Raw genomic sequence first — 20,973 nt, forward strand, 5'->3', positions numbered from 1 at the left:
GGTCTGGTCAGGCCTTCAGCGGAAACACGGCGTCGGCCTGGCGGTATTCGGCCGGGAAGATCACCTTGATGTCGCCCCCGATCACCTGCGTCAGCAGCGGCTGCGCGCCGGTGTTCTGGCCGTTGACGAACTTGGTCGGGCCGTAGGGCATCAGGTTGTCCTGGAAGGTGCTGGCCGCCAGCGCGTCGATGATCGCGGCGCGGTCGGCGGACTTGGCGCGTTCCAGCGCGTCGGCCAGCAGCAGCATCGCGGTGTAGGTCATGAAGACCTCGTAGCTGAAGTACGCGCCCTTCTCTTCCACGCGGGCCTTCAGCGGCGCGACGCGCGCGTCCTTGGGGTTGAACCAGTGGTTGCAGTCGATGATGCCGTTGGCGATGTCCGGGAATTCCTTCAGGAACTTGTAGCTGGACGCCGCCCCGCCCAGGACCGAGTAGATGGCCTTGGGCTGCACCTTCTGCTGCTTCATCGCGCGCAGCAGCAAGGCGTATTCGTTGTAGTAGTTGGCCGGAATCACGATGTCCGGGTTCACCGACCGCATGCGCAGCACGATGTTGTTGAAGTCGCGCGTGGGGTTCGGGTGCTTGACGATCTCTTTGACCTCGAAGCCGTGCTGCGGCAGCGACTTGGCCAGCAGCGCCGCCGTGCCCGTGCCGAACAGCGAGTCCTCGTGCACGATCATGACGGTCTTGGCCGGCTTGCCGGCGGCGTCGTTCAGCGCGGCCAGGTCCAGGATGGCGCGTTCGCTACAGGCGCGATAGCCCGGGCCAAAGCGGAACGTGTTCTTCAGGCCGCGCTCGACGATCTGGTCGGCCACGCCCACGTCCACCACGTGCGGCAGGTTGTACTTGGCCGCGGTCTGCGTCGTCGCCAGGCAGATCGCCGACGCATACGCGCCCACGATGGCCGACACGCCCGCCTCGTTCATCTTTTCCACTTCGGCCGAACCTGCCTCGGGACGCGATTGCGCATCGCCCAGCACTGCCTGCAGCGGCGCGCCGCCCAGCGACTTGATGCCGCCCGCCTTGTTGATGTCCTCGATGGCCAGCAGCGCGCCCAGGCGGCATTGCTGGCCCGAATACGCCAGCGCACCGGTCACCGGATGCAGCACGCCGACCTTGATGGGCGTGGCGCCCTGCGACCGGGCCACCCACGGGGCGGACACGAGGGCCGCGGCGGCGGCGGATTGGTAGAGGAAAGTGCGGCGCGAATTCATGGGCGAATCTCCGAAGGGTTCAATGGAATTGGGCCGACAGCTCTTCGCTGACCCAGACCTTGGCGTCGATGCTGCCGACGCGCGATAGCTGCAACTGATATTGGTAGCGGTCGGGCCGGTACAGGCCCTGCAGCAATTGCACGGGCCGGTCGCCGACGTCGCGCACCAGGCGCGTCACCGCCAGCAAGGCAGAGCCCACCGACACGTCCAGATGGCGCGCGACCTGCGCATCTGCCAGGCGTGCGGAAATGGTCTGCGTGGCGCCGCCAAACTCCACGCCGGCCGCTTCCAGCAGCATCAGCAGCGGCTCGCGCTCGAGGTCTTCACGCGTGAAATCGGCCACGGACTGCGGCACGTAGGTGGTGATGTGGGACAGCGGCCCCGCGTCGGTGCTGCGCACCCGCAGGCTCTTGTGCACGGGCGTGCCGGACGGAATGTGCAGCGCCTCGGCCACCGTGGGCGGCGCAAACACCAGCGTGCTGTCCAGCACCTGCACGGACGTGCGCAGGCCCATGTTGACGATGTTCTCCAGAAGACCGGTCAGGTGCGCCTTCTGTTGCGCGCTGGGGGCCGCCGCGGCGTGGGCGCTGGGTGCGCCGCGCAGGGGCCAGGTGCCCAGGCCGGGCCGGCGCGTCACCAGCCCGTCCGCGACCAGCATCTCCATTGCCTTGCGGATGGTGATGCGCGCCACGTCGAACTGGTCCGCCAGCGCATGCTCTCCGGGCACGCCGTCCTGATCGAACCGCCCCTCCTGCAATTGCTCGCGCAGGACGAGATAGATCTGGTGGTACTTCGGAAGTGGTAATGAGGTTCCCATGACGGGAACTCTAGGGGTGTCCTAATGTACGGTCAATGGAACAAATGGCTGGACGGGTTGTTCTATCGGGAAAACACCGACTCGATCCGATTGCGTCCCCGCTGCTTGGCGTAATACAGCGCGCGGTCGCTGCGGCTGAGCGCCAGCTCGGCATCGTCGTCCTTGGTGTGGAGGGCGGAAATCCCGATGCTGACGGTCAGCGGAATGTGCCGCCCTTCCGACAGATAGGGCGTATCGGCGATGCGGCGCTGCACGTTGCGGGCAAAGACGCGGGCGCGTTCGATGTCGGTATCGGGCAGCACAACGGCAAATTCTTCTCCGCCGATGCGCCCCACCAGGTCGATCTCGCGCAACTGCGTGCGCAGCATGCTCGCAAAATGCTGCAGCACACCATCACCGATGGCGTGGCCCCAGGTGTCGTTGATGTGCTTGAAATGATCCAGGTCGCACATCAGTACGGCCGATCCCAGCCCGCCGTGACCCTTGATCCGCGCCAGCTCCGCGGCGATGCGCGACATGAAATGGCGGCGGTTGGGCAGGGTTGTCAGCGCGTCGGTCGCGGCCAGCTCGCGCAGTTCGAGTTCGGCCCGCTTGCGGTCGGTGATGTCGGTGACGAAGCCGTGCCAGACCACGCCGCTGTCTGCGTCCCGCCTTGGACTCGCGTCGCCCTGCCGCCAGCGCACGCCCTGCAGCGGCAGGCACACGCGGAACTCCACATGCCAGGGGGTTCGCGCCGCCGCCGCGGCCTGCAGGGATGCGCGGTAGACAGGCAAGTCTTCCGGATGGATCCGCTGTTCGACGGCGGTAGTGCTGGCCCGCACGTCGTCTGCGGTGAGTTCGAACATGTCCCAGATGCCCGCGCTGACGTACGAGAAACGCGATCCGCCCTCGGGCAACGGCCGGCATTGGAAGACCAGACCGGGCACCGCGTCGGTCAGGTTGACGACAAGGTCCGCCGTGCGCTGGAGCCTTTCGGACATGGCGCGCACGGCGCTGATGTCGGTCGTGGTGCCCACCATGCGCAGCGCCCTGCCCGATTCGTCGCGGCTGACCACCTTGCCGCGGCTGCAAATCCATTTGTAGCTGCCATCCTTGCACCGGATGCGGTGTTCGACTTCGTAGCTGTCGGTCTTGCCGTCGAAGTGATCCTGCATCGCGGCCCGCACATAGACCAGGTCGTCCGGGTGCAAGCGGGTATAGGCGTCCTCGATGCGTGTGGTGAGTTCGGATTCGCCATAGCCCAGCAAAGCCTTCCAGCCGGGCGAATAAGTGATCTCCCCGGTCACCACATTGCGGTCCCACACCCCCGTGCCGCTGCCCGCGATAGCCAGCGACAGCTTGCGGGCCTCATCGCGCCAGGTGTCTTCGTCGGCGCGTTCGCACGCCAGCGCGTGGCGCTTTTCGACGGCCGTGGCCGCCAGGCTGGCGAAGTCCTGCAGAGCCTTGCGGTCTTCATCTGAGAATTCGCGCGCCTGCCCGTGCCCGAGACGGAATACGCCGAGGAGGCGCCCATCTGCGGCGCGCACCGGAAGTTCGAAGGACCACGAACTTCGGCCACCGGCGCAGGCCGGGCCGGCTGCCGCCTGCCACACGCCATCCGCATCGGTGCAAACGATGGCTGCCAGATCCACGTCAAACATCCGGCAGGCCAGGCGCGCCAGCTTGTCCAGCGGGCCGTCCGGATCGCGCTGCGCGACGCCGGCGGCATCGACCGGCGATGGGATTGGGGACACATCACCGGTAGCGGGCATGTCAGAACCTGATCAATACGGCATTCATCGATACAGCTTGGCGCAACGTGGCTGACATTCTGTCACGGTTCGCACCAAAAATGCATCATTTCGGCAGATATGATCGCGGGCCTATGAGACCCCTTATTTCCGTAACGTTGCCGTGCTGGCGACCTCGCTGGAAGGCCGCGCTGACGTATCCGCTCTGGCTTGCCGCCGCAGCGGCGCTGATGGCTTTCCAGTCCGCCATCGCGGCTGCGCAGCCCTTCGATCGCCACGCGGAAAACGTGCGCTACCAGCAATGGCTGAGCGAATTCCGGGAAGATCTGCGCCGGCTTCGGCCATCGGCCGGTGGGCAGCCGGGGGACATCGACGCCCTGTTTGCCGGAACGGTCGTGCCCGGTTCGCGCGCCGCGGCGTTGCTGGAAAAACTGGCGGCAGCCCAGCCGGGCGGCACATCCGGCGAAATCCATTTCGTGGGCATCCGGCGCGTCTTCCTCGCCGCGCTGTCCGACGCCGTCGTGGCGGGCGACGGCGGGATCTATCCCGAAACGCAACCGGCGTTTCAGCACCCTGCGCTACGCGTACGGTACGTACATGTGGACGGTGGCGGGCGCCTGGAACGCTACTTCAACGACCCCGAGGTCTTCAAGCCCTACCGGCTGCCGGCACCGGGCGTATTCGCCCGCAACGCGTATCCGTTCCTGCTGTTCGAGGAACGCGATGGAAAACTGCGCCTGGGCGGCGTATCCAGGGAATTCTGGGATCTCGTGACGTTCATGGACGCGCTGCAATATGCGTGATCGTCTTGGCCGCATCGCATTTGGCGCGGCGTTGGCCTCGGCCTCGGTGATGCACGCCGACCCGGCCCTGGCGGCCTGCGGTCCTGCGGACGCGGGGTTTTCCGAATCCGGCGCTTTGACCGCGGTTCGCGTTTCCGTCGATGTGACGCAATCGCGCGTCCTGCTGGGCCGTCAGGGCGAACGCGTCGCCACGCAGCCGCAACCGGTCTGGCTGACCGCGTCCGGCGATCCGCACCCGCGCACCTGGATGGACAAGGTGGACTGGACCGCCTATCGCGTGGGTGACGGCGAGGGTGCGGCCCACGCGCAACTGCTTTTCGACGCCGACGGCCGGCTTTGCCGGGTCCAGCACCTGGACCCGCGGGCTTTGGGAACGCCCACGGTATCCGGCGGCCATGCGTTCGAGTACGGCGCTGACGGGTCCCTGTTGCGCGTGGCCGAGTACACGCGCACGCAGGGCGCGGCCTACACGCTCGTCGGACAGGTCTGCCTGCAGCACGATGCGCACGGCGCACTGCAGGCATTTATCGCCGGGTCTTGCGGCGAGGCGATGGACGCGGCCCCCGGGCGGCGCTACGTACGCGAGGCATCCGGCAGGCTGCTGCGTGTCATCGACGCCACCGCCAACGAATCCGTCGCGGTGCAAACCTACGATGAACAAGGCCGGCCCGCCGCGCGCTATGTGCGGCGGCAGTCTCCATTCACGTCGCCGGATGGCCACGACGATCCCGGGGCGTATGCGGAACCCGGGGCCCTGCGGGACCGCCTGCACGTAATCGAGCGCGACGCGCTGTCGCGGTTGTCGACCGACGTGGCCGGCAATGCATGGCGCATCGTGCGCCTTCAGGAAGACATCGCTTTGGACGACGATGACATGGTGTCTTGGGATCCGGGCAGCCAGACGGTGCTGGCCGAGGGCGTAACCGGCGACCAGGGTCAATGTGCGCTCGATCCCGCCGCGCAGCAGAAGGTCTGGAAGGCCATGCAGGACGAGCCCGGGCGGATTCTCTGGTACACCGACCCGATGAGCCGGTTGGTGCTGGTGCCGGCCATGCCGGCCGCGACGTGGCGGGCATGCACGGACCCCGCGAACGTGTCGCGGAACGCCTGCCTGTAAACCGCAGGCGCGGAGCGTCCGTCACGGAACGCTGGCCGCGCCTGCCTGGCGCCATCGCGCGTTACGCGGACCTGGGCCGGGTATCCACTGGCAGGCACAGCAGCGCCGTCAACAGCGCCAGCCCCACGTGCGCGGTGTAGATCGGCGAGAAATCCGCGTGACTGGCGACGCCGTGCCCCAGCAGCAGCACCGTGATCGCCACGCCCAGCACGCCGCCCACCTGGCGCGTCGCCTGGTTCACCGCGCTGCCCACCGCGTAATGCTGCGCCGGCAGCCGGTTCACCGCCGCTCCCGACAGCGACGGCAGCACCATGCCCACGCCGATGCCGCTCAGCAGCAGACCGGGCAGCCATTCGGTCAGATAGGCGGGCTCCGCGCCCGGCACCAGCAGAAACCACAACCCGCTTGCCGCGTACACCAGCGCGCCGCCCACCAGAAACGGCCGATGCCCCATCCGCGCCGCCAGCCGGCCGGTGATGATCGCCGTCGGCATCACGAGCAGCGGACCCGGCGTCACCGCCAGCCCGGCGCGCGGCAGGCTGTAATGCCACACGCCCGTCATGTAGAAGAAGAACGCGAAGAACATCATGGCAAAAGCAATGCCGAAGCTCAGCGTCGCCAGGTTCACGTAGCGGTAGGTCCGGTGCTTGAACAGGGCCAGATCCACCAGCGGATGCGGCGTCACGCGCGCCCAGGCCACGAAGGCGATCAGCGCCATCACACCCACCGCCGCCGCGATCGCCAGTTCGCTGCGCTGCCACGTCGGCGATTCCGATTGCACGATGGCCAGGGCCACTGCCCCGACGCCCACCATCAGCAGCGCCATGCCCACGCCGTCCACCCGGCGGCGCGCGTCCGGTTTCACCGACTCCTTCAGCATCCCCGCGCCGAACCACAGTGACACCGCGCCCAGCGGCAGGTTGATGTAGAACGCCCACGGCCATCCCGCCACATCCACCACGAACGCGCCCAGGCTGGGACCCACCGCCGCCGCCAATCCGCCCACCGCGCCCCACAGGCTGACCGCGACCGACCGCTTCGACGCCGGAAAGGCTGCCAACACGATCGACAGCGACGCCGGCGTCAAGAGTGCCGCGCCCACCGCCTGCAGCACCCGCGCGGCGATCAGCCACTGTTCCGTCGCCGCCAGCCCGCAGGCCGCCGACGCCGCCAGAAACAGCAGCACCCCGCCCATGAACATGCGCTTGCGGCCATGCGTGTCTGCCAGTCCGCCTGACGGGATCAGCATGGCGGCAAAGACCACCGTGTAGGCATTGAGCACCCAGGACATGTCCGCGGCCGAGGCCGCCGGGAATCCTTCGCGCAGCGCGCCGAACGCCGCGAACAGCATCGTGCTGTCCAGCGACACCAGGAAGACGGCGATGCTGGCGATCCAGAAAATTGGCCAGGGGGATGCGTGCGGGGCGCTGGCGGCGTGCCCGGGCGCGGTCGCCGGGACGGGGCCGGTTGCGGCGTGGCCGGACGCGGTCGCCGGGGCGGGGCCGGTTGCGGCGTGCCCGGGCTCGGTCGCCGGGACGGGGACGGTTGCGACAGCCGCGCCGGCGTTAACGGCGTCAGCTCGCAAGGCTGCACCGCCCAATGCGGCGCCCGAGCCTGCTTCGGAAGCGCGGGCTGAAGTGGAGTGGTTACGCATGTCGGCCTGGCCCTCGCGCTTACAGATAGACCGCCGGGGTGGCGGTCAGCCCCTGCTTGACCTGGCGGGTCCGCTCGTCGGCCAGCACTTCCTGCTCGCCGGCTTCCAGCGCATCAAACGCCTGGCTCACGATGGCCTGCGGCGTGGACTTGGGGGCATCGATGCCCTTGGTCAGGTCGGTGTCCACGAACCCCATGTGCAGTCCGAGCACCTGCGTGTTCTGGCCCCGCAGCTCCTGGCGCAGCCCGTTCGTCAGCGCCCAGGCCGCGGACTTGCTCATCCCGTACACCCCCAGCACCGGGTTGTTCACCCAGCTCGCGATCGACAGGACATTCAGGATCGCCCCGCCGCCATTCGCGGCCAGCGCCGGTGCAAACGCCTGCGACACCAACAGCGGCCCAAACAGATTCACGTCCAGATGCCGGCGCGCCGACTCCACGCTGCCCGGCGCCAGAAACCCGCCGAAGTCCGCGATACCCGCATTGTTGATCACCAGCGTCACGTCCTTCGCCAACTCCGCCGCAGCCGCCACGTCTTGCGCGCGCGTCACGTCCAGCTTGACCGGCACCACGCCTTCCAGCGTGATCGAAGACGGATCACGCGCGGCGGCGTACACCTTGCGGGCCCCGCGGGCCAGCGCCTCGCGGGCAAAAGTCAGACCCAGGCCGCGATTGGCCCCGGTGATGAAAACAACGGCGTTCTTGAGTTCCATGATCGGTATTCCTAAAAGTGATGTGTGGGTATGAGTCAGCTTTGGCACGACTAAATATGATGACCATCATATTTAAGGACAGCAAAATGGCCGCGCAACGCGGCCAGAAAAATCATTCAGTGAGAGACTGCGGCGCCCTCGTGGTCGTACTGCGCCAGAACGGCGTGACGGGCAGACGCCAGGACTGCGCGTCCGCTCGGGTTATCGCCCAACGCCCGGGCCAGCTGCAACGCGCCCACGAGCGTACTGAGCACCGCCGCCGCCGCGTGTTCATCCACCTGAGCCGGCAGCACCTGTTGCACCGCTTCCAGCAACCGCTGCACCCGGCCGGCGGCCGCCTCGCGCACATCATCCGACTGGCGGGGAATCTCTGACGCCAACGCCGCCACCGGGCACCCCCGTTCGCAGCCGGTCAGATGCGCATCGCTGAGATAGGCTTCCACCCAGGCGCGCAACGGACTGGCGCCCTCGGCGCGGCGCCGCGCCATGCTCTGAGACAACCGCGCCGCGCCATCCTGCCCCGCACGCTCCATCGCCGCCGCCAGCAACGCGTCGCGCGACGGGAAATGCGCATAGAAGCCGCCGTGCGTCAGCCCGGCTTCTTTCATGATGTCCGCGACGCCCACCCCCGAATACCCCGCGCGCCGGATCGCGCGGGCAGCTGCATCAACAATGCGTTCGTGGGATTGTTCCTTGCGGGAGGCGGACATGATCGCAACACCGAAATATGATGGTCGTCATATTACGCCCGCAATATTCCAGGGTGCAAGCCCCGGCCCCGTTTTCAGCGCCAAGCTTCCGGCTCGATGGTCACTTCGCCCTTTTCCGCCGAGAAATACACCACGCCGTCCGAGATATTGGCGTTCAGCTGCATCGTGCGCTCGGCCAGCTTGCCCAACGCCTTCGACTGTTCCGAAGGCAGATTCACCACCTTCAGATTGCGCGTGCGCTCCAGCTTATTGCGTACCCCATCCCACCAGATCTTGCTGGCCGACCCGCCATAGCAATACACGATCACCTCATCGGCGCGGCCACAGGCACGCAGAATCCGGCGCTCTTCAGGCTGGCCCACTTCGATCCACAGCTTGATCTCCCCGGTCAGATCCTTCACCCAAAGATCCGGCTCATCCGTCTCGCTGAGCCCCTTCGTGAACGCCAGTTCCTCCTGCGCGTGCATCGCAAACGCCAAGAGCCGAACCATCATGCGCTCGTCCGTCTCGGACGGATGACGCGCCACGGTAAGCCCGTGGCTGCCGTAATAGTGGCGATCGGTATCGGCGACGTTCAGGTCGGCCTTGTAGATGGTGGCGCGCAGGGCCATGGCGTAAGTCCGTTCAAAAGCGAATTGCAGGAAGGCCGCCATGATAACCGGGCGGTGCGGGCGTCAAGGCGGCTGTGCCGAGTCGGCATCCCCCCGACCTCATAGCAGTCAGGCGCCGCGACCGGCGTTACACTTGCCGGGCGCCCGCAACCCCAGCCGGCAACGCCCTCAAGACCCGCCCGCCATGACCGCCACAGCCGCCCTCCTAGCCTTCACCCTGGCCGCCGCCATCCTGACCATCACCCCCGGCCTGGACAACGCCCTCGTGCTACGCACCGCCGCCGTCGAAGGCAGCCGCCGCGCGCTCATGGCCGGATTGGGCATCAGCGCCGGCTGCCTGCTATGGGGCGCCATCGCGGCATTCGGACTCGGCTCGCTGCTGGCCGTGTCCACGTTGGCTTACGACACCTTGCGCATCTGCGCTGCGATCTACCTGTTCTATCTGGGCGTCAAGCTGCTGTGGAGCACGCGTTCCCGCCGCAAAGCCGCGACGGCGTCGCCCTCCGGCATCCTGGCCACCCCCGCCCGCCCCAGCACATCCGCCACCGGCTGGTTCGTGCGCGGCTGCCTTACCAACGCCCTGAACCCCAAGGTCGGCGTCTTCTACATCACGTTCCTGCCGCAATTCATCCCCGCTGGCGCCGACGTGCTGCGCTTCAGCCTGCTGCTCGCCACGGTCCACGCGATCGTCGGAATGCTGTGGTTCGTCCTTCTGGTAGCCGCCACCCGGCCTCTGGCGCGCTGGCTTTCCCGCCCCGCAGTCACCCGCGGCCTGGACCGTGTGACCGGGGCGGTGTTCATTGCGTTTGGGTTGAGGTTGGCGCTGGAGAAACGCTGATTCAAAGGCTTGAAGCGACGCTGGCGCTTCGATGGGTGTCAGACACCCGGGAAGGCCAGCTGCAATACCACACCCATCTCGTAGGGGTGTCAGACACCCGAGAGCGGCGCGGGCGCGCACAGGCGTCTAACGGCAAACACCCCCCCACCAGCGCGCAGCGTCATCACCACGACGCAAGACACCCAAACGCCAAAGAAGGCCGCCCGCGCGGCCGATTTTGGCGACCCCGCAAGACCTTCGCCCCACCCCTCCCGAGGCAAGAACGCAAGAACCCAACTCGCCCCGCCACCCGACGCCAGCAACTCACGGAGCGGCTGGTGACGGGACGGGTGCGAGCGAGGGGCGTCGATGCGCCCAAGGGAATCCGAAGGCAGGCGCCGAAGGGCGCCAACGAGGATGACGCAGGGGCCGTCCGGAGCGAAGGCTCCAGACCGCAATCGTGGCCCCTCGCTCGCACCCGGCCCGGCGCCGGCCGCGTCTCAAGAACCCCGACCGCCGCAAGCAGCAACAGCAATAACAGCAGCAGCAGCAAAAACCGCCGCCTCAATAAACCCCAATCGCATGCCGAGCCACAAAATGCCCATCCCCCACGGCAACCAACGGCTCCACCAACGGCTCATCCCCAATCTTGCGCATCGGACTAGGAATCTCATCCACCAGCAGCGACCGCTCCCGATGCCGCCGCTGCGGATCCGCGATCGGCACCGCCGCCATCAGCTTCTTCGTATAAGGATGCTGCGGATTTTCAAAGATAGCCCGCCGAGGCCCGATCTCAACGATCTGCCCCAGATACATCACCGCGACCCGATGGCTGACCCGCTCCACCACCGCCATGTCATGCGAGATAAACAAAAACGAAACACCCAACTCACGCTGCAAATCCAGCAGCAGATTCACGATCTGCGCCTGAATCGACACATCCAGCGCCGACACCGACTCATCCGCAATCACCACCTTCGGATTCAACGCCAACGCCCGCGCGATGCAGATCCGCTGACGCTGCCCGCCCGAGAACTCGTGCGGATAGCGATCGATCATCTCAGGCAGCAGCCCGCATTTATCCATCAGCCAGCGCACCCGCTCCTGCGCCTCTTTACCGCGCGCCACCTTGTGGATCAGCAACGGCTCCATGATCGAATAGCCCACCGTCATCCGCGGATCCAGAGACGCAAACGGATCCTGGAAGATGAACTGGATATGCTGGCGCAGCGTCTGCATCGCACTGCCCCGCAACGCCCCGATATTCTTGCCGTCGAATTCAATGGACCCGCTCTTGCTCTTGACCAGCTGCAGCAAAGAACGGCCAGTCGTCGTCTTCCCGCACCCAGACTCGCCCACCAGCGACAGCGTCTCGCCCGGATACAGGTCGAAGCTGACCTTCTCGACCGCATGCACCCGCTTCTGCACCCGGCCCAGAATGCCGCCGGTAATGTCGAAGCTGGTCGTCAGATCCCGCACCTTCAGCACAGGACCATTCTCGCGCCGCACCGTAGACGGCGCCGCCACCGGCGTGTCCACCAGCCGCGCCGGATCCGGCACCCGCACCGCCTCGTCCACCTTCAACAGCGGAAACGGCGCCGGCTCGTCCGTGCCCTGCATCGCCCCCAGCCGCGGCACCGCCGACAGCAGCGCCCGCGTGTAGGCATGCTGCGGACGCGCAAAGATCTCGTCCGAACCGCCCTCTTCCACCTTGTCGCCCCGGTACATCACCAGCACCCGGTCCGCCACTTCCGCCACCACGCCCATGTCGTGCGTGATGAAGATCACGCCCATGTCCATTTCTTCCTGGAGCTGGCGGATCAGTTGCAGGATCTGCGCCTGGATGGTGACGTCGAGCGCGGTCGTCGGCTCGTCGGCGATCAGCAATTGCGGCTTGCACGACAGCGCCATCGCGATCATCACGCGCTGGCGCATCCCGCCCGACAACTGGTGCGGATAGCGGTCCAGAATGGCGCGCGCCTCCGGGATGCGCACCCGTTCCAGCATGCGCAGCGTTTCCGCCCGCGCCGCCGCCGCGTCCAGCCCCTGATGCAGCTGCAGGGCCTCGGCGATCTGATTGCCCGCCGTAAAGCTGGGGTTCAGCGACGTCATCGGCTCCTGGAAGATCATCGCCACGTCCGCGCCGCGCACGCGCTGCAGCGTCGAATCGGGCGCGCTGACCAGATCCAGCACCTCGCCGCTACGCCGGCGCAGCAGCATTCCGCCATTGGCGATGTGCCCGCCGCCATACTCGACCAGCCGCATCAGCGCCAGCGACGTCACCGACTTGCCGGAGCCCGACTCGCCCACGATGGCCAGCGTCTCGCCGCGGTTCACGTGAAAGGAAACATTGCGCACCGCTTCCACGGTGCGTTCGGGCGTTTTGAACCGCACCGTCAGGTCATTGACCTGTACGACACGGTTGGAATCCATGGTTGCCATATCGATTACTTTTCCTGACGCGGATCGAGCGCGTCACGCAGCCCGTCACCCAGCAGATTGAAGCCCAGCACCACCAGGAAAATGGCCGATCCGGGGAAGATCGACATCCAGGGCGCCTGGGTCATGAAGTTCTTGGCCGTGTTCAGCATCGAGCCCCACGACGGCGTCGGCGGCTGCAGGCCCAGGCCCAGGAAGGACAGGCTGGCCTCGGCGATGATGGCCGTGGCGATCGTGATGGTGGCCTGCACGATCAGCGGCGGCATCACGTTGGGGAACACGTGCCGACCGATGATGCGCAGGTCGGACGCGCCCAGCGCGCGGGCGCTCTGCACGTAGTCCTCGTTCTTGACCGCCAGCACCTGCCCGCGCGTCAGCCGGATGAACTTGGGCGCGGCGGACACGCCGATGGCGATCATCGCGTTGGTCAGGCTGGGTCCCAAAAAGGCGGCCAGCGCAATCGCCAGGATCAGGAAGGGAATGGCCAGGAGCGCCTCGGTGGCGCGGGAGATGAAGCTGTCCGTCCAGCCGCCGAAGTAGCCCGCGGCCAGGCCGAACGGCACGCCCACGATCAGCGCGATCAGCACCGACACCAGGCCCGCCATCAGCGAGGCGCGTGCGCCGTACACCATGCGGCTGTAGATGTCGCGGCCCAGCTCGTCCGTACCCAGCCAATGCGCCGCGGACGGCGCCTTGCGGATGGTGGTGAAGCTGGTCTGCAGGGGATCCTGACTGACGATGAACGGGGCCAGAATGGCCACCACCACGAAGAACAGCACGATGCCCAGGCCGAGCATCGCGATGCGGTTGCGTTTGAATTTGGCCCACGCGCGATTGCGGCTGCGGGGCGGCGTGACGGCTGCGGCCGTTGCAGGAATTGCGCTCATGAGTGCCTCAGGCGGGGATTGACCAGGATGTACAGGATGTCGGCCAGCAGGTTCATCAGGATGAAGCCCACCGCCACGCAGAGCACCACGCCCTGCACCACCGCGTAGTCGCGGGTGAACACCGCATCGACCACCAGCTTGCCGAAGCCCGGAATCGTGAAGACCTGCTCGGTCAGCACGGCGCCCGCCAGCAGTTCGCCGAACAGCAGCGTCACCAGCGTGACGATCGGCATCAGCGCATTGCGCAGCGCATGGCGCAGCACCACGCTGCGCGGCGACACGCCCTTGGCGCGGGCGGTGCGCACGTAATCCGCCGACAGCGCTTCCAGCATGGAAGACCGCGTATGCCGCATCAGATACGCCGCGATCGCCGTGGACAGCACCAGCGACGGCATCAGCATCGTCTTGATCGACAGCCAGAAGTCTTCAGACGGCGACACGTAGCCCGAGGCCGGCAGCAACTTCCACTGCACCGACACCACCATGATGAGGATGATGCCCAGCCAGAAGTTGGGAATGGACATGCCGGATAACGCCGCGATGTTGGCGCCCATTTCGACGGGCTTGCCTTTACGCACCGCGGCGATGATGCCCATGGGGATGCCCACCAGCAGCGCGAAGAACATCGCCATGGCCGCCAGTTGCAGGGTAACGGGCAGCTTTTGCGCGATCAGCGTCGTGACGGGCACGTCGGTGCGCAGGGACTTGCCCAGATCGCCTTGCAGGACCTGCCCGGCCCAGGCCGCGTACTGCATCGGCAACGGGTCGTTCAGGCGGTATTTGTCGCGCAGGTAGTCCAGGACGGCCGGGTCGCGCTCTTCGCCGGCCAGGGTCAGCACCGGATCGCCGGGCAGGATTTTCTGCAGCATGAACACGATCATCGACACCAATATCAGTGTCGGGATCGCGACGATCACGCGGCGCAAGATGAGTTTAAGCATGTGGGAAACCGTAAGACAGGAACGACGGACGGCGCCGGCCGGACAGGGCCCGATGCGCGTCCGCCGCAAACGACAACCGGACGCGCAAGGCGCGTCCGGCGGGCGCGGCGGGCATTCGCCGCCCCAACATTACTTCTGCGCGAACGTCACGCCCTTGAGCCGGATCATACCGTCCGGATAGGGCGTGAAGCCCTGGACCTTCTTGCCCATCACGAAGGGCCACGGCTGGTAGTAGTTGTACACGCCGGGCAGTTCGTCCTGGATGATGGCCTGCGCCTGGTCGTAAATGGCCTTGCGCTTGGCTTCGTCCGGGACTGTGCGAGCCTGGTTCAGCAGCTTGTCGACTTCCGGATTGCAGTAGTGACCGTCGTTCAGTGCGCCCTTGCAGGTGACGAACGCGTGGATGTTGCCGTCGGGATCGACCCGGCCGGACCACCCCAGCATCACGATCTGGAAGTTGCCGCCCGAGGCTTCCTTTTGGAGCGCCGCGTATTCGGTCGGGCGCAGCGACAGGTCAAAGCCCGCCTCGGCAGCCATGGCCTGGACGATTTCGGCGATGGACGAGGTGGTGGTGTTGTTGCCAAACACCAGCTCGGCCTTCACGCGGTCAACGCCCGCCTGCTTGAGCAGGCTCTTGGCCTTGGCCACGTCGCGCTGGGTGACCGGGAATTTGTCGCTGTGATAGGGGCTGGCGGGCGGGAACGGCTGCTGCGCGGGTTCGAAGATGCCGCCGCCGGCCACTTCGTTGATGGCGTTGCGATCGATGGCGTACTGGAACGCCTGGCGCACCAGCTTGTTCTTGAACGGGTTGTCTTCGGCGCGCTTGCCGTTGCCCACGTTGAACATGAACTGCTGGAAGCCCAGGCCCGCAACCGGCGCGAACGTCAGGCTGGCGTCGTTCTTGACCTGCGGCGCGTCGGACGGATTCAGGCGTTCGAGCATGTCCAGGTCGCCGGCGCGCAGGTTGGACAGGCGCACGGTGGTGTCCGGGATGGGCAGGAAGGTCACGCGCTTGAACGCGTAGTCCTTGGCGCCGTAGTACTGGTCGAATTTTTCCAGGACGATGCGGTCGTTCTGGATGCGCTCGACGAATTTGTACGGGCCCGAGCAGATGGGCTTGCGGCCCACGGCGGCGACGTCGTCCGAGAAGGTCTTGGGCGACAGCATCATGCCGGCGCGGTCGGACAGTTGCGCGAGCAGCGTGGCGTCCGGTTCCTTCAGGGTCAGCACCAGCGTGGTGGCGTCGGGCGCGTCGACCTTGGCCACCGAGCGCAGTTCGCCCTTGCGCAGGCTGTCCGGCAGGCTCATGGCGCGGTCCAGGTTGGCCTTGGCCGCGGCCGCGTCAAACTTGGTGCCGTCGTGGAACAGCGCGTCGTCGCGCAGCTTGAAGGTCAGCACCTTGTTGTCGTCGCTGAACGACCACGAGGTGGCCAGTTGCGGCACGAAGTGCAGTTTGGGATCGATGTCCACCAGCTTGTCGCACAGCGACGTGAACACGATGCGGCCCACGTAGGTGCGGGCGCGGTGCGGATCCAGGACATCGGGATCTTCCTGCAGGCCGATCCGGATGTTCTGGGCGCTGGCGGCGCCGGCGGCCAGCGCCAGCAGGCTGGCGCCGAAGGTCATGGTCAAGCGTTTCATTGTGTTTATTCCCCTTGTTGCTGCATTTGCCGGTATCAGGAACCGCTTTAGAAACCCACCGCCTGGCCGTCGCGACGGCTGTCGCTGGCGGCGACGTAGCCCAGTTCGTTGTCGCTTTCGGCCATGCGCCAGATGAACTGGCCAGCGCCGAAGTCCATGTAGGGATCGTCAACGGATTTCAGAGCATGGCCCAGATCCTTCAGACCTGCAATCGTCGAGGCCTTCATATTGGTCTCGATATCCAGCGTGAAGTCGCGGTTGACCTTCCAGCGCGGGGCGCAGCACGCGGCTTGCGGGTTCTGGTGGTAGTCGATCATGCGGACGACCGTCTGCATGTGGCCCTGGGGCTGCATGTCGCCGCCCATGACGCCAAAGCTCATGACCGGCTTGCCGCCGCGCGTCAGGAAGCCCGGGATGATGGTGTGGAACGGGCGCTTGCCGCCTTCGACCACGTTGGCCGACTTGGGATCCATCGAGAAACCCACGCCGCGGTTCTGCATGCTGATGCCGGTGCCCGGCACGACCACGCCCGATCCGAAGCCCATGTAGTTGGACTGGATGAACGAGATCATCATGCCGTTTTCGTCGGCGGCGGTCAGGTAGATGGTGCCGCCCGCGTGCGGACGGCCGGCTTCGAAATGGGTGGCCTGGTCCAGACGGATCAGCTTGGCGCGGCTGTCCAGGTAGGCGTCCGACAGCATCTGTTCGGGCGTGACCTGCATGGCGCGCGGGTCGGCCACGTACTTGTACAGGTCGGCGAAGGCCAGCTTCATGGCTTCGATCTGGATGTGCTGCGATTGCACCGAATCCACGGGGATATGGGCCATGTCAAAGCGTTCGACGATGCCCAGCGCGATCAGCGCGGCGATGCCCTGCCCGTTCGGCGGGATTTCGTGCAGCTCGTAGCCGCGATACGACTTGGAGATGGGCTTGACCCATTCCGGGCGGTAGCCGCGCAGGTCTTCCAGCGTCATTGCGCCGCCGCATTCCTTGCTGAAGGCGGCGATGCGCTCGGCCAGCTCGCCTTCGTAGAAGTCGCGGCCCTTGGATTCGGCGATGCGGCGCAGCGTGTTGGCGGCGTCGGGGAAACGGAAGTGCTCGCCGACCTTGGGCGCGCGGCCTTCGGGCAGGAAGGCCTGGGCGTAGCCGGGCTGCGACTTCAGTTCTTCGGCGGCGGCAGCCCACTTGTGCGCCACCACGGGCGGCACGGCGTAGCCGCGCTCGGCGATCTCGATGGCGGGTTCAAACAGCTGTTCGAACGGCAGCTTGCCCAGCTTTTCATGCAGCGCGGCCCAGCCGGCCACCACGCCGGGGACCGTGACCGAGTCCCAGCCGCGCTTGGGCTGGATGGCCAGGCCGTTGTCGCCGGTGCCGTATTTGCGCTTGAAGTATTCAGTGTTCCAGGCGGCGGGCGCGACGCCCGACGAGTTCAGGCCGTGCAGCTCCTTGCCGTCCCACACGATGGCAAAGCAGTCGCCGCCCAGGCCGCACGAGACCGGTTCGACCAGGACGATCGTGGCTGCGGCCGCGATGGCGGCGTCCACGGCGTTGCCGCCCTTGAGCAGCATGCGCAGCCCCGCCTGGGCCGCCAGCGGGTGCGACGTGGAGACCACGTTGCGGGCGAACAGCGGGATGCGAACGGAAGGATACGGGTTGGCCCAGTCGAAGGTTTTCATGTGGCGGGTCTCTTAACGGTTAAGCGGGCGAAGTTACTCTCGTGCTTTAATTAAATCAATTTGATTTTTTGTTCCGTCATAAAAGAATTTTTTATGAGTACGATCCGATTTCTGCGCACGTTTCTGGCGGTCGCGCACCACGGTTCCTTCTCCGAGGCCGCCGAGCAGGTCGCCCTGACGCAGGCAGCCGTGAGCTTTCAGATGCGGTCGCTTGAAGCCGAGCTGGGACGAGAACTCTTCGACCGCAGCGGGCGCCTGGCCATCCTGAACGCGGCCGGGCGCGAATTGCTGCCCGAAATCAAGCACTTGCTGGATTTATACGACAGACTCAGGCGTCCGAGCACCGCGCCCGGCGAATTGGCCGGATCGGTGTCGGTGGGCAGCATCGTGTCCTGCATGGGCACGCTGTCCAAGGTCATCTCGGGGCTGAAGAAGGCCCACCCCAAGCTGGACGTGCGCATTCTGTCGGGCAAGGCCAGCGAACTGGCGGGCAAGGTGGAGGACGGCGAGCTGGACGCCGCGTTCCTGGTGGAAGCCGGCCGCAAGATGGCCAGCACGCGCTGGACGCCGCTATATGAAGAACAGATGGTGGTGATCGCGCCGCGTTCTGCAGCCGGCCAGGACGCACGCGAGGTGCTGGCGGGCAATCCATTCCTGCGCTTTGACCGGACCCAGCGCACCGGGCTGCAGATCGACCGCCTGCTGCGGCGCATGGCGGTGCCGGTCAACGACTTCCTGGAACTGAACGCCATCGAGACGCTGGTGGAACTGGTGCGCCAGGAGGTCGGTGTGACGCTGCTGCCGCTGATCAACGGCGCGAACTGGCAGCACAGCCCGGAACTGCGGATTTTTTATCTGCCTGAGGACCTGGGGCCCCTGTCGCGCTCCATCGGGATGCTGGAACGCCGCGAGCATGCCCGCCACGGCATCACGGCGGCGATCTGCGAAGCGTGCGCGCAGGCTTTCCGCGCACGCGAACCGCAAACCGCCGCGTGAGGCTTACTCGGCCATGGCCGGGTCGGTCACGGACGCCTTGCCCGTTTCGATGCGGCCGGCAAAGCGGCGCAGCCACGACGGATCCTCGGCCAATCGCACCGTGAAGTCGTACCAGGCATGGCTGCCGGCCAGCGCCCAGTGCTGCTCGACCTGCCCGCCCGCCGGGACCGTGAACGTCCAGCGTTCGTGGTTGGCGTAATAGGCGTTGGGCGTCACCTCGAACGTGCACGTCGTCTTGCCGGCGTTGATGAAGCTGACGTAGACGTCGCCGTTGGCGATGTCGTAGCAGACGCGGATCTCGGCATCCTGCTGCGCCGTGCGGTCATGCGCCAGGTCGCCCGCGAAATGGCGGTGCCAGCCGTTGGGGCCCAGCACCCACAGGTCGTACTTGCCGCCATCGGCGGCCGTGTCCCAGCTGCCTTCCAACTGCTTGTCCGGCTCGACCGTGTAGCGGCGCGGCAGGCGATCCAGATGCAGGCGGTCGTAGACGTGGAACACCGCGGCCTGCTTTCCCGTGTTCGAGAACACCAGCCACATGTTGCCGGTGCCCGGCTGGCTGCGGCCGCTGGTGTGCAGTTCGTACGGCAAGGCGCGGGAGTTGCGCACGCCCTTTTCCTGGATGCCCTTGGCCTGCGTGGACGGATCCGGCAGCGGCACGGCCGTCAACGCCTGCTGGGCGGCGCGCTCCTGGTCTGCCTCCGAGCGGGTCAGGATGTCGAGGCCCGACAGCTTCTCGTCGTTGGGCGTCGCGAAGTTGAAAGCCGAGGTCAGGTCGCCCAGCACGGCGCGGCGCCACGGGCTGATGTTCTCTTCCTTGACGCCGAAGCGGGCTTCCAGAAAGCGCAGCACGGACGTGTGGTCGAACGCCTGGGAATTGACCCAGCCGCCACGGCTCCACGGCGACACGACGTACATCGGCACGCGCGGGCCGGGGCCGTAGACGCGATTGTCGGCGGCGTCCTGGGCGGACGCGTGCGTGTGGCGTTCCAGGTCGGTGTTGACCGTGGAAGCGCCGGCCATCGAGCCGTCGGCGTTCAGCGACGGCGCAGCGGGCGGCGGCACGTGGTCGAAGTAGCCGTCGTTCTCGTCGAAGTTGATGAGCAGGACGGTCTTGCTCCAGACGTCCGGATTGGCGGTCAGCGCGTCCAGCGTTTCCTGGATGTACCAGGCGCCCTGCACGGGGCTGGACGGGCCGGGGTGTTCTGAATAATTGGCAGGCGCGACGATCCAGGAAACCTGCGGCAGCGTGCCGTTCAGGGCGTCATCGCGCAGGGCCTGCAGGAAGCCGCCGTCGGGCATGGTGTTGGCCGTGCCCTTGTAGAGCGGGTTGGCCGCGTCCATGCTGGGCGTCCAGGCCGGGTACGGCGCACCGTTGCTGCCGTTGCCGGCCAGTTCGTTTGCGCGGCGGTACTGCTGAAAACCGGCCAGGGGGTTGTCGCCGAAGTTTTCGGGCAGGTTCTGATAGACCTTCCAGGTGACGCCGTTTTCCTGCAGGCGTTCGGGATACGTCTTCCAGGTCCAGCCGATGTTCGAGGCGCCCAGGCTGTCCCACTGGTTGCGGGTGGACGGGCCATTGCCCTGCGCCAGCGGGTCGTTGGTGCCGGTCCAGTGGAACAGGCGGTTGGTGTTGGTGCCGCCGTGCGTCGAACAGTGGTAGGCATCGCACAGGGTGAAGGCGTCGGCCAGCGCAAACTGGAACTCCACTTCCTTTTCGCGGTAGTAGCCCATGGACTGGTTCTGCTTGTAGCGCGGCCATTGGTCCATGCGGCCGCCGTCCCAGGCCATCTGGGCGTCGACATAGTCGTGGGGCGTGCCGGCCACGCGCTGGGCGTTGCCCTGGGTGCTGTCCAGGTGATACGGCATGACGACGCGCGTGCCGTTGGTCTGTTCCCAGACGGAGCGGTTCTGCGGCAGCGGAATGGTGATGCGGTCGCCAAAGCCGCGCACGCCCTTGAACGTGCCGAAGTACATGTCGAACGAGCGGTTTTCCTGCATGAGGATGACCACGTGCTCGACGTCGTTGATGGTGCCGGTGCGGTTGTTGGCGGGGATGGCCAGCGCGCGGCGGATGGCGGGCGGGAACATCGACAGCGCGGTCAGCCCGGCAGTGGAGGCGGCGGCGTTGCGCAGGAACCGGCGCTTGCCGGCGTGGATCGTGTCTTTTTCGGACTTCACGGATGCTTTTCCTATGGGTCTACAAGAAGCGCGG

The 20,973-nt window shown here is 66.4% G+C and carries 17 protein-coding genes; 4 read left to right on the forward strand and 13 right to left on the reverse strand.

Features of this window, described 5'->3' with window-relative positions:
- Positions 1-7: 7 nt before the first annotated feature.
- From AC6CIE_RS08915 to AC6CIE_RS08925, 3 genes are all read right to left on the reverse strand, one after another.
- Positions 8-1,213: an ABC transporter substrate-binding protein gene (locus AC6CIE_RS08915; RefSeq protein ID WP_218343504.1), complete on the reverse strand. Its 1,206-nt coding sequence runs from the start codon at positions 1,211-1,213 to the stop codon at positions 8-10.
- Between the two features lie 19 nt (positions 1,214-1,232).
- Positions 1,233-2,030, reverse strand: coding sequence for a GntR family transcriptional regulator (locus tag AC6CIE_RS08920; protein ID WP_175126063.1), 798 nt, complete (start codon positions 2,028-2,030; stop codon positions 1,233-1,235).
- A 62-nt stretch (positions 2,031-2,092) separates the two neighbouring features.
- Positions 2,093-3,781, reverse strand: coding sequence for a diguanylate cyclase (locus tag AC6CIE_RS08925; protein ID WP_498092028.1), 1,689 nt, complete (start codon positions 3,779-3,781; stop codon positions 2,093-2,095).
- A 47-nt stretch (positions 3,782-3,828) separates the two neighbouring features.
- Between AC6CIE_RS08925 and AC6CIE_RS08930 the strand changes: the two genes are divergently transcribed.
- Both AC6CIE_RS08930 and AC6CIE_RS08935 read left to right on the forward strand, forming a co-directional pair.
- Complete coding sequence (locus AC6CIE_RS08930; protein ID WP_498092030.1) at positions 3,829-4,563, forward strand: hypothetical protein; 735 nt, start codon at positions 3,829-3,831, stop codon at positions 4,561-4,563.
- Positions 4,556-5,680 carry a hypothetical protein gene (locus tag AC6CIE_RS08935; RefSeq protein WP_498092032.1) on the forward strand — a complete coding sequence of 375 codons (1,125 nt, stop codon included), beginning with the start codon at positions 4,556-4,558 and terminating at the stop codon, positions 5,678-5,680. The genes AC6CIE_RS08930 and AC6CIE_RS08935 overlap by 8 nt, the downstream gene beginning before the upstream one ends.
- A 61-nt stretch (positions 5,681-5,741) precedes the next feature.
- Here the strand turns inward: AC6CIE_RS08935 and AC6CIE_RS08940 are convergent, their stop codons facing one another.
- The 4 genes from AC6CIE_RS08940 to AC6CIE_RS08955 form a co-directional block, all read right to left on the reverse strand.
- On the reverse strand, positions 5,742-7,334 hold the full coding sequence (locus AC6CIE_RS08940; RefSeq protein WP_498092034.1) for a DHA2 family efflux MFS transporter permease subunit: 1,593 nt from the start codon (positions 7,332-7,334) through the stop codon (positions 5,742-5,744).
- Between the two features lie 19 nt (positions 7,335-7,353).
- The gene (locus tag AC6CIE_RS08945) at positions 7,354-8,046 is read right to left on the reverse strand and encodes an SDR family oxidoreductase (RefSeq protein WP_279975492.1); all 693 of its coding nucleotides are present in this window, start codon (positions 8,044-8,046) and stop codon (positions 7,354-7,356) included.
- Between the two features lie 116 nt (positions 8,047-8,162).
- Complete coding sequence (locus AC6CIE_RS08950) at positions 8,163-8,756, reverse strand: TetR/AcrR family transcriptional regulator (protein WP_498092036.1); 594 nt, start codon at positions 8,754-8,756, stop codon at positions 8,163-8,165.
- A gap of 74 nt (positions 8,757-8,830) precedes the next feature.
- The gene (locus AC6CIE_RS08955; RefSeq protein ID WP_175126133.1) at positions 8,831-9,367 is read right to left on the reverse strand and encodes a YaeQ family protein; all 537 of its coding nucleotides are present in this window, start codon (positions 9,365-9,367) and stop codon (positions 8,831-8,833) included.
- 184 nt (positions 9,368-9,551) lie between these two features.
- Between AC6CIE_RS08955 and AC6CIE_RS08960 the strand changes: the two genes are divergently transcribed.
- Positions 9,552-10,205 carry a LysE family translocator gene (locus AC6CIE_RS08960; RefSeq protein WP_175126132.1) on the forward strand — a complete coding sequence of 218 codons (654 nt, stop codon included), beginning with the start codon at positions 9,552-9,554 and terminating at the stop codon, positions 10,203-10,205.
- A gap of 543 nt (positions 10,206-10,748) precedes the next feature.
- Here the strand turns inward: AC6CIE_RS08960 and AC6CIE_RS08965 are convergent.
- The 5 genes from AC6CIE_RS08965 to ggt form a co-directional block, all read right to left on the reverse strand.
- Positions 10,749-12,617: a dipeptide ABC transporter ATP-binding protein gene (locus AC6CIE_RS08965; protein WP_279975488.1), complete on the reverse strand. Its 1,869-nt coding sequence runs from the start codon at positions 12,615-12,617 to the stop codon at positions 10,749-10,751.
- 14 nt (positions 12,618-12,631) lie between these two features.
- On the reverse strand, positions 12,632-13,510 hold the full coding sequence (locus AC6CIE_RS08970; protein ID WP_175138943.1) for an ABC transporter permease: 879 nt from the start codon (positions 13,508-13,510) through the stop codon (positions 12,632-12,634).
- Entirely contained in the window at positions 13,507-14,451 is a 945-nt protein-coding gene (locus AC6CIE_RS08975) for an ABC transporter permease (protein WP_056316436.1), read from the reverse strand. Before AC6CIE_RS08975 ends, AC6CIE_RS08970 begins: the two co-directional genes overlap by 4 nt.
- Before the next feature lie 129 nt (positions 14,452-14,580).
- On the reverse strand, positions 14,581-16,092 hold the full coding sequence (locus AC6CIE_RS08980) for an ABC transporter substrate-binding protein (protein WP_175126130.1): 1,512 nt from the start codon (positions 16,090-16,092) through the stop codon (positions 14,581-14,583).
- Between the two features lie 47 nt (positions 16,093-16,139).
- Positions 16,140-17,768 (reverse strand): gamma-glutamyltransferase, encoded by a 1,629-nt coding sequence (ggt, locus tag AC6CIE_RS08985; protein WP_498092038.1) that lies wholly within the window; start codon positions 17,766-17,768, stop codon positions 16,140-16,142.
- Between the two features lie 93 nt (positions 17,769-17,861).
- On the opposite strand from ggt, the gene AC6CIE_RS08990 reads away from it, so the two are divergent.
- Positions 17,862-18,764 carry a LysR substrate-binding domain-containing protein gene (locus AC6CIE_RS08990; protein ID WP_498092040.1) on the forward strand — a complete coding sequence of 301 codons (903 nt, stop codon included), beginning with the start codon at positions 17,862-17,864 and terminating at the stop codon, positions 18,762-18,764.
- Between the two features lie 3 nt (positions 18,765-18,767).
- On the opposite strand, the gene AC6CIE_RS08995 is transcribed toward AC6CIE_RS08990, so the two are convergent.
- The gene (locus tag AC6CIE_RS08995) at positions 18,768-20,939 is read right to left on the reverse strand and encodes a phosphocholine-specific phospholipase C (protein ID WP_175138942.1); all 2,172 of its coding nucleotides are present in this window, start codon (positions 20,937-20,939) and stop codon (positions 18,768-18,770) included.
- Positions 20,940-20,973 lie beyond the last annotated feature (34 nt).

The organism is Achromobacter sp. GQ309 (assembly GCF_059759315.1).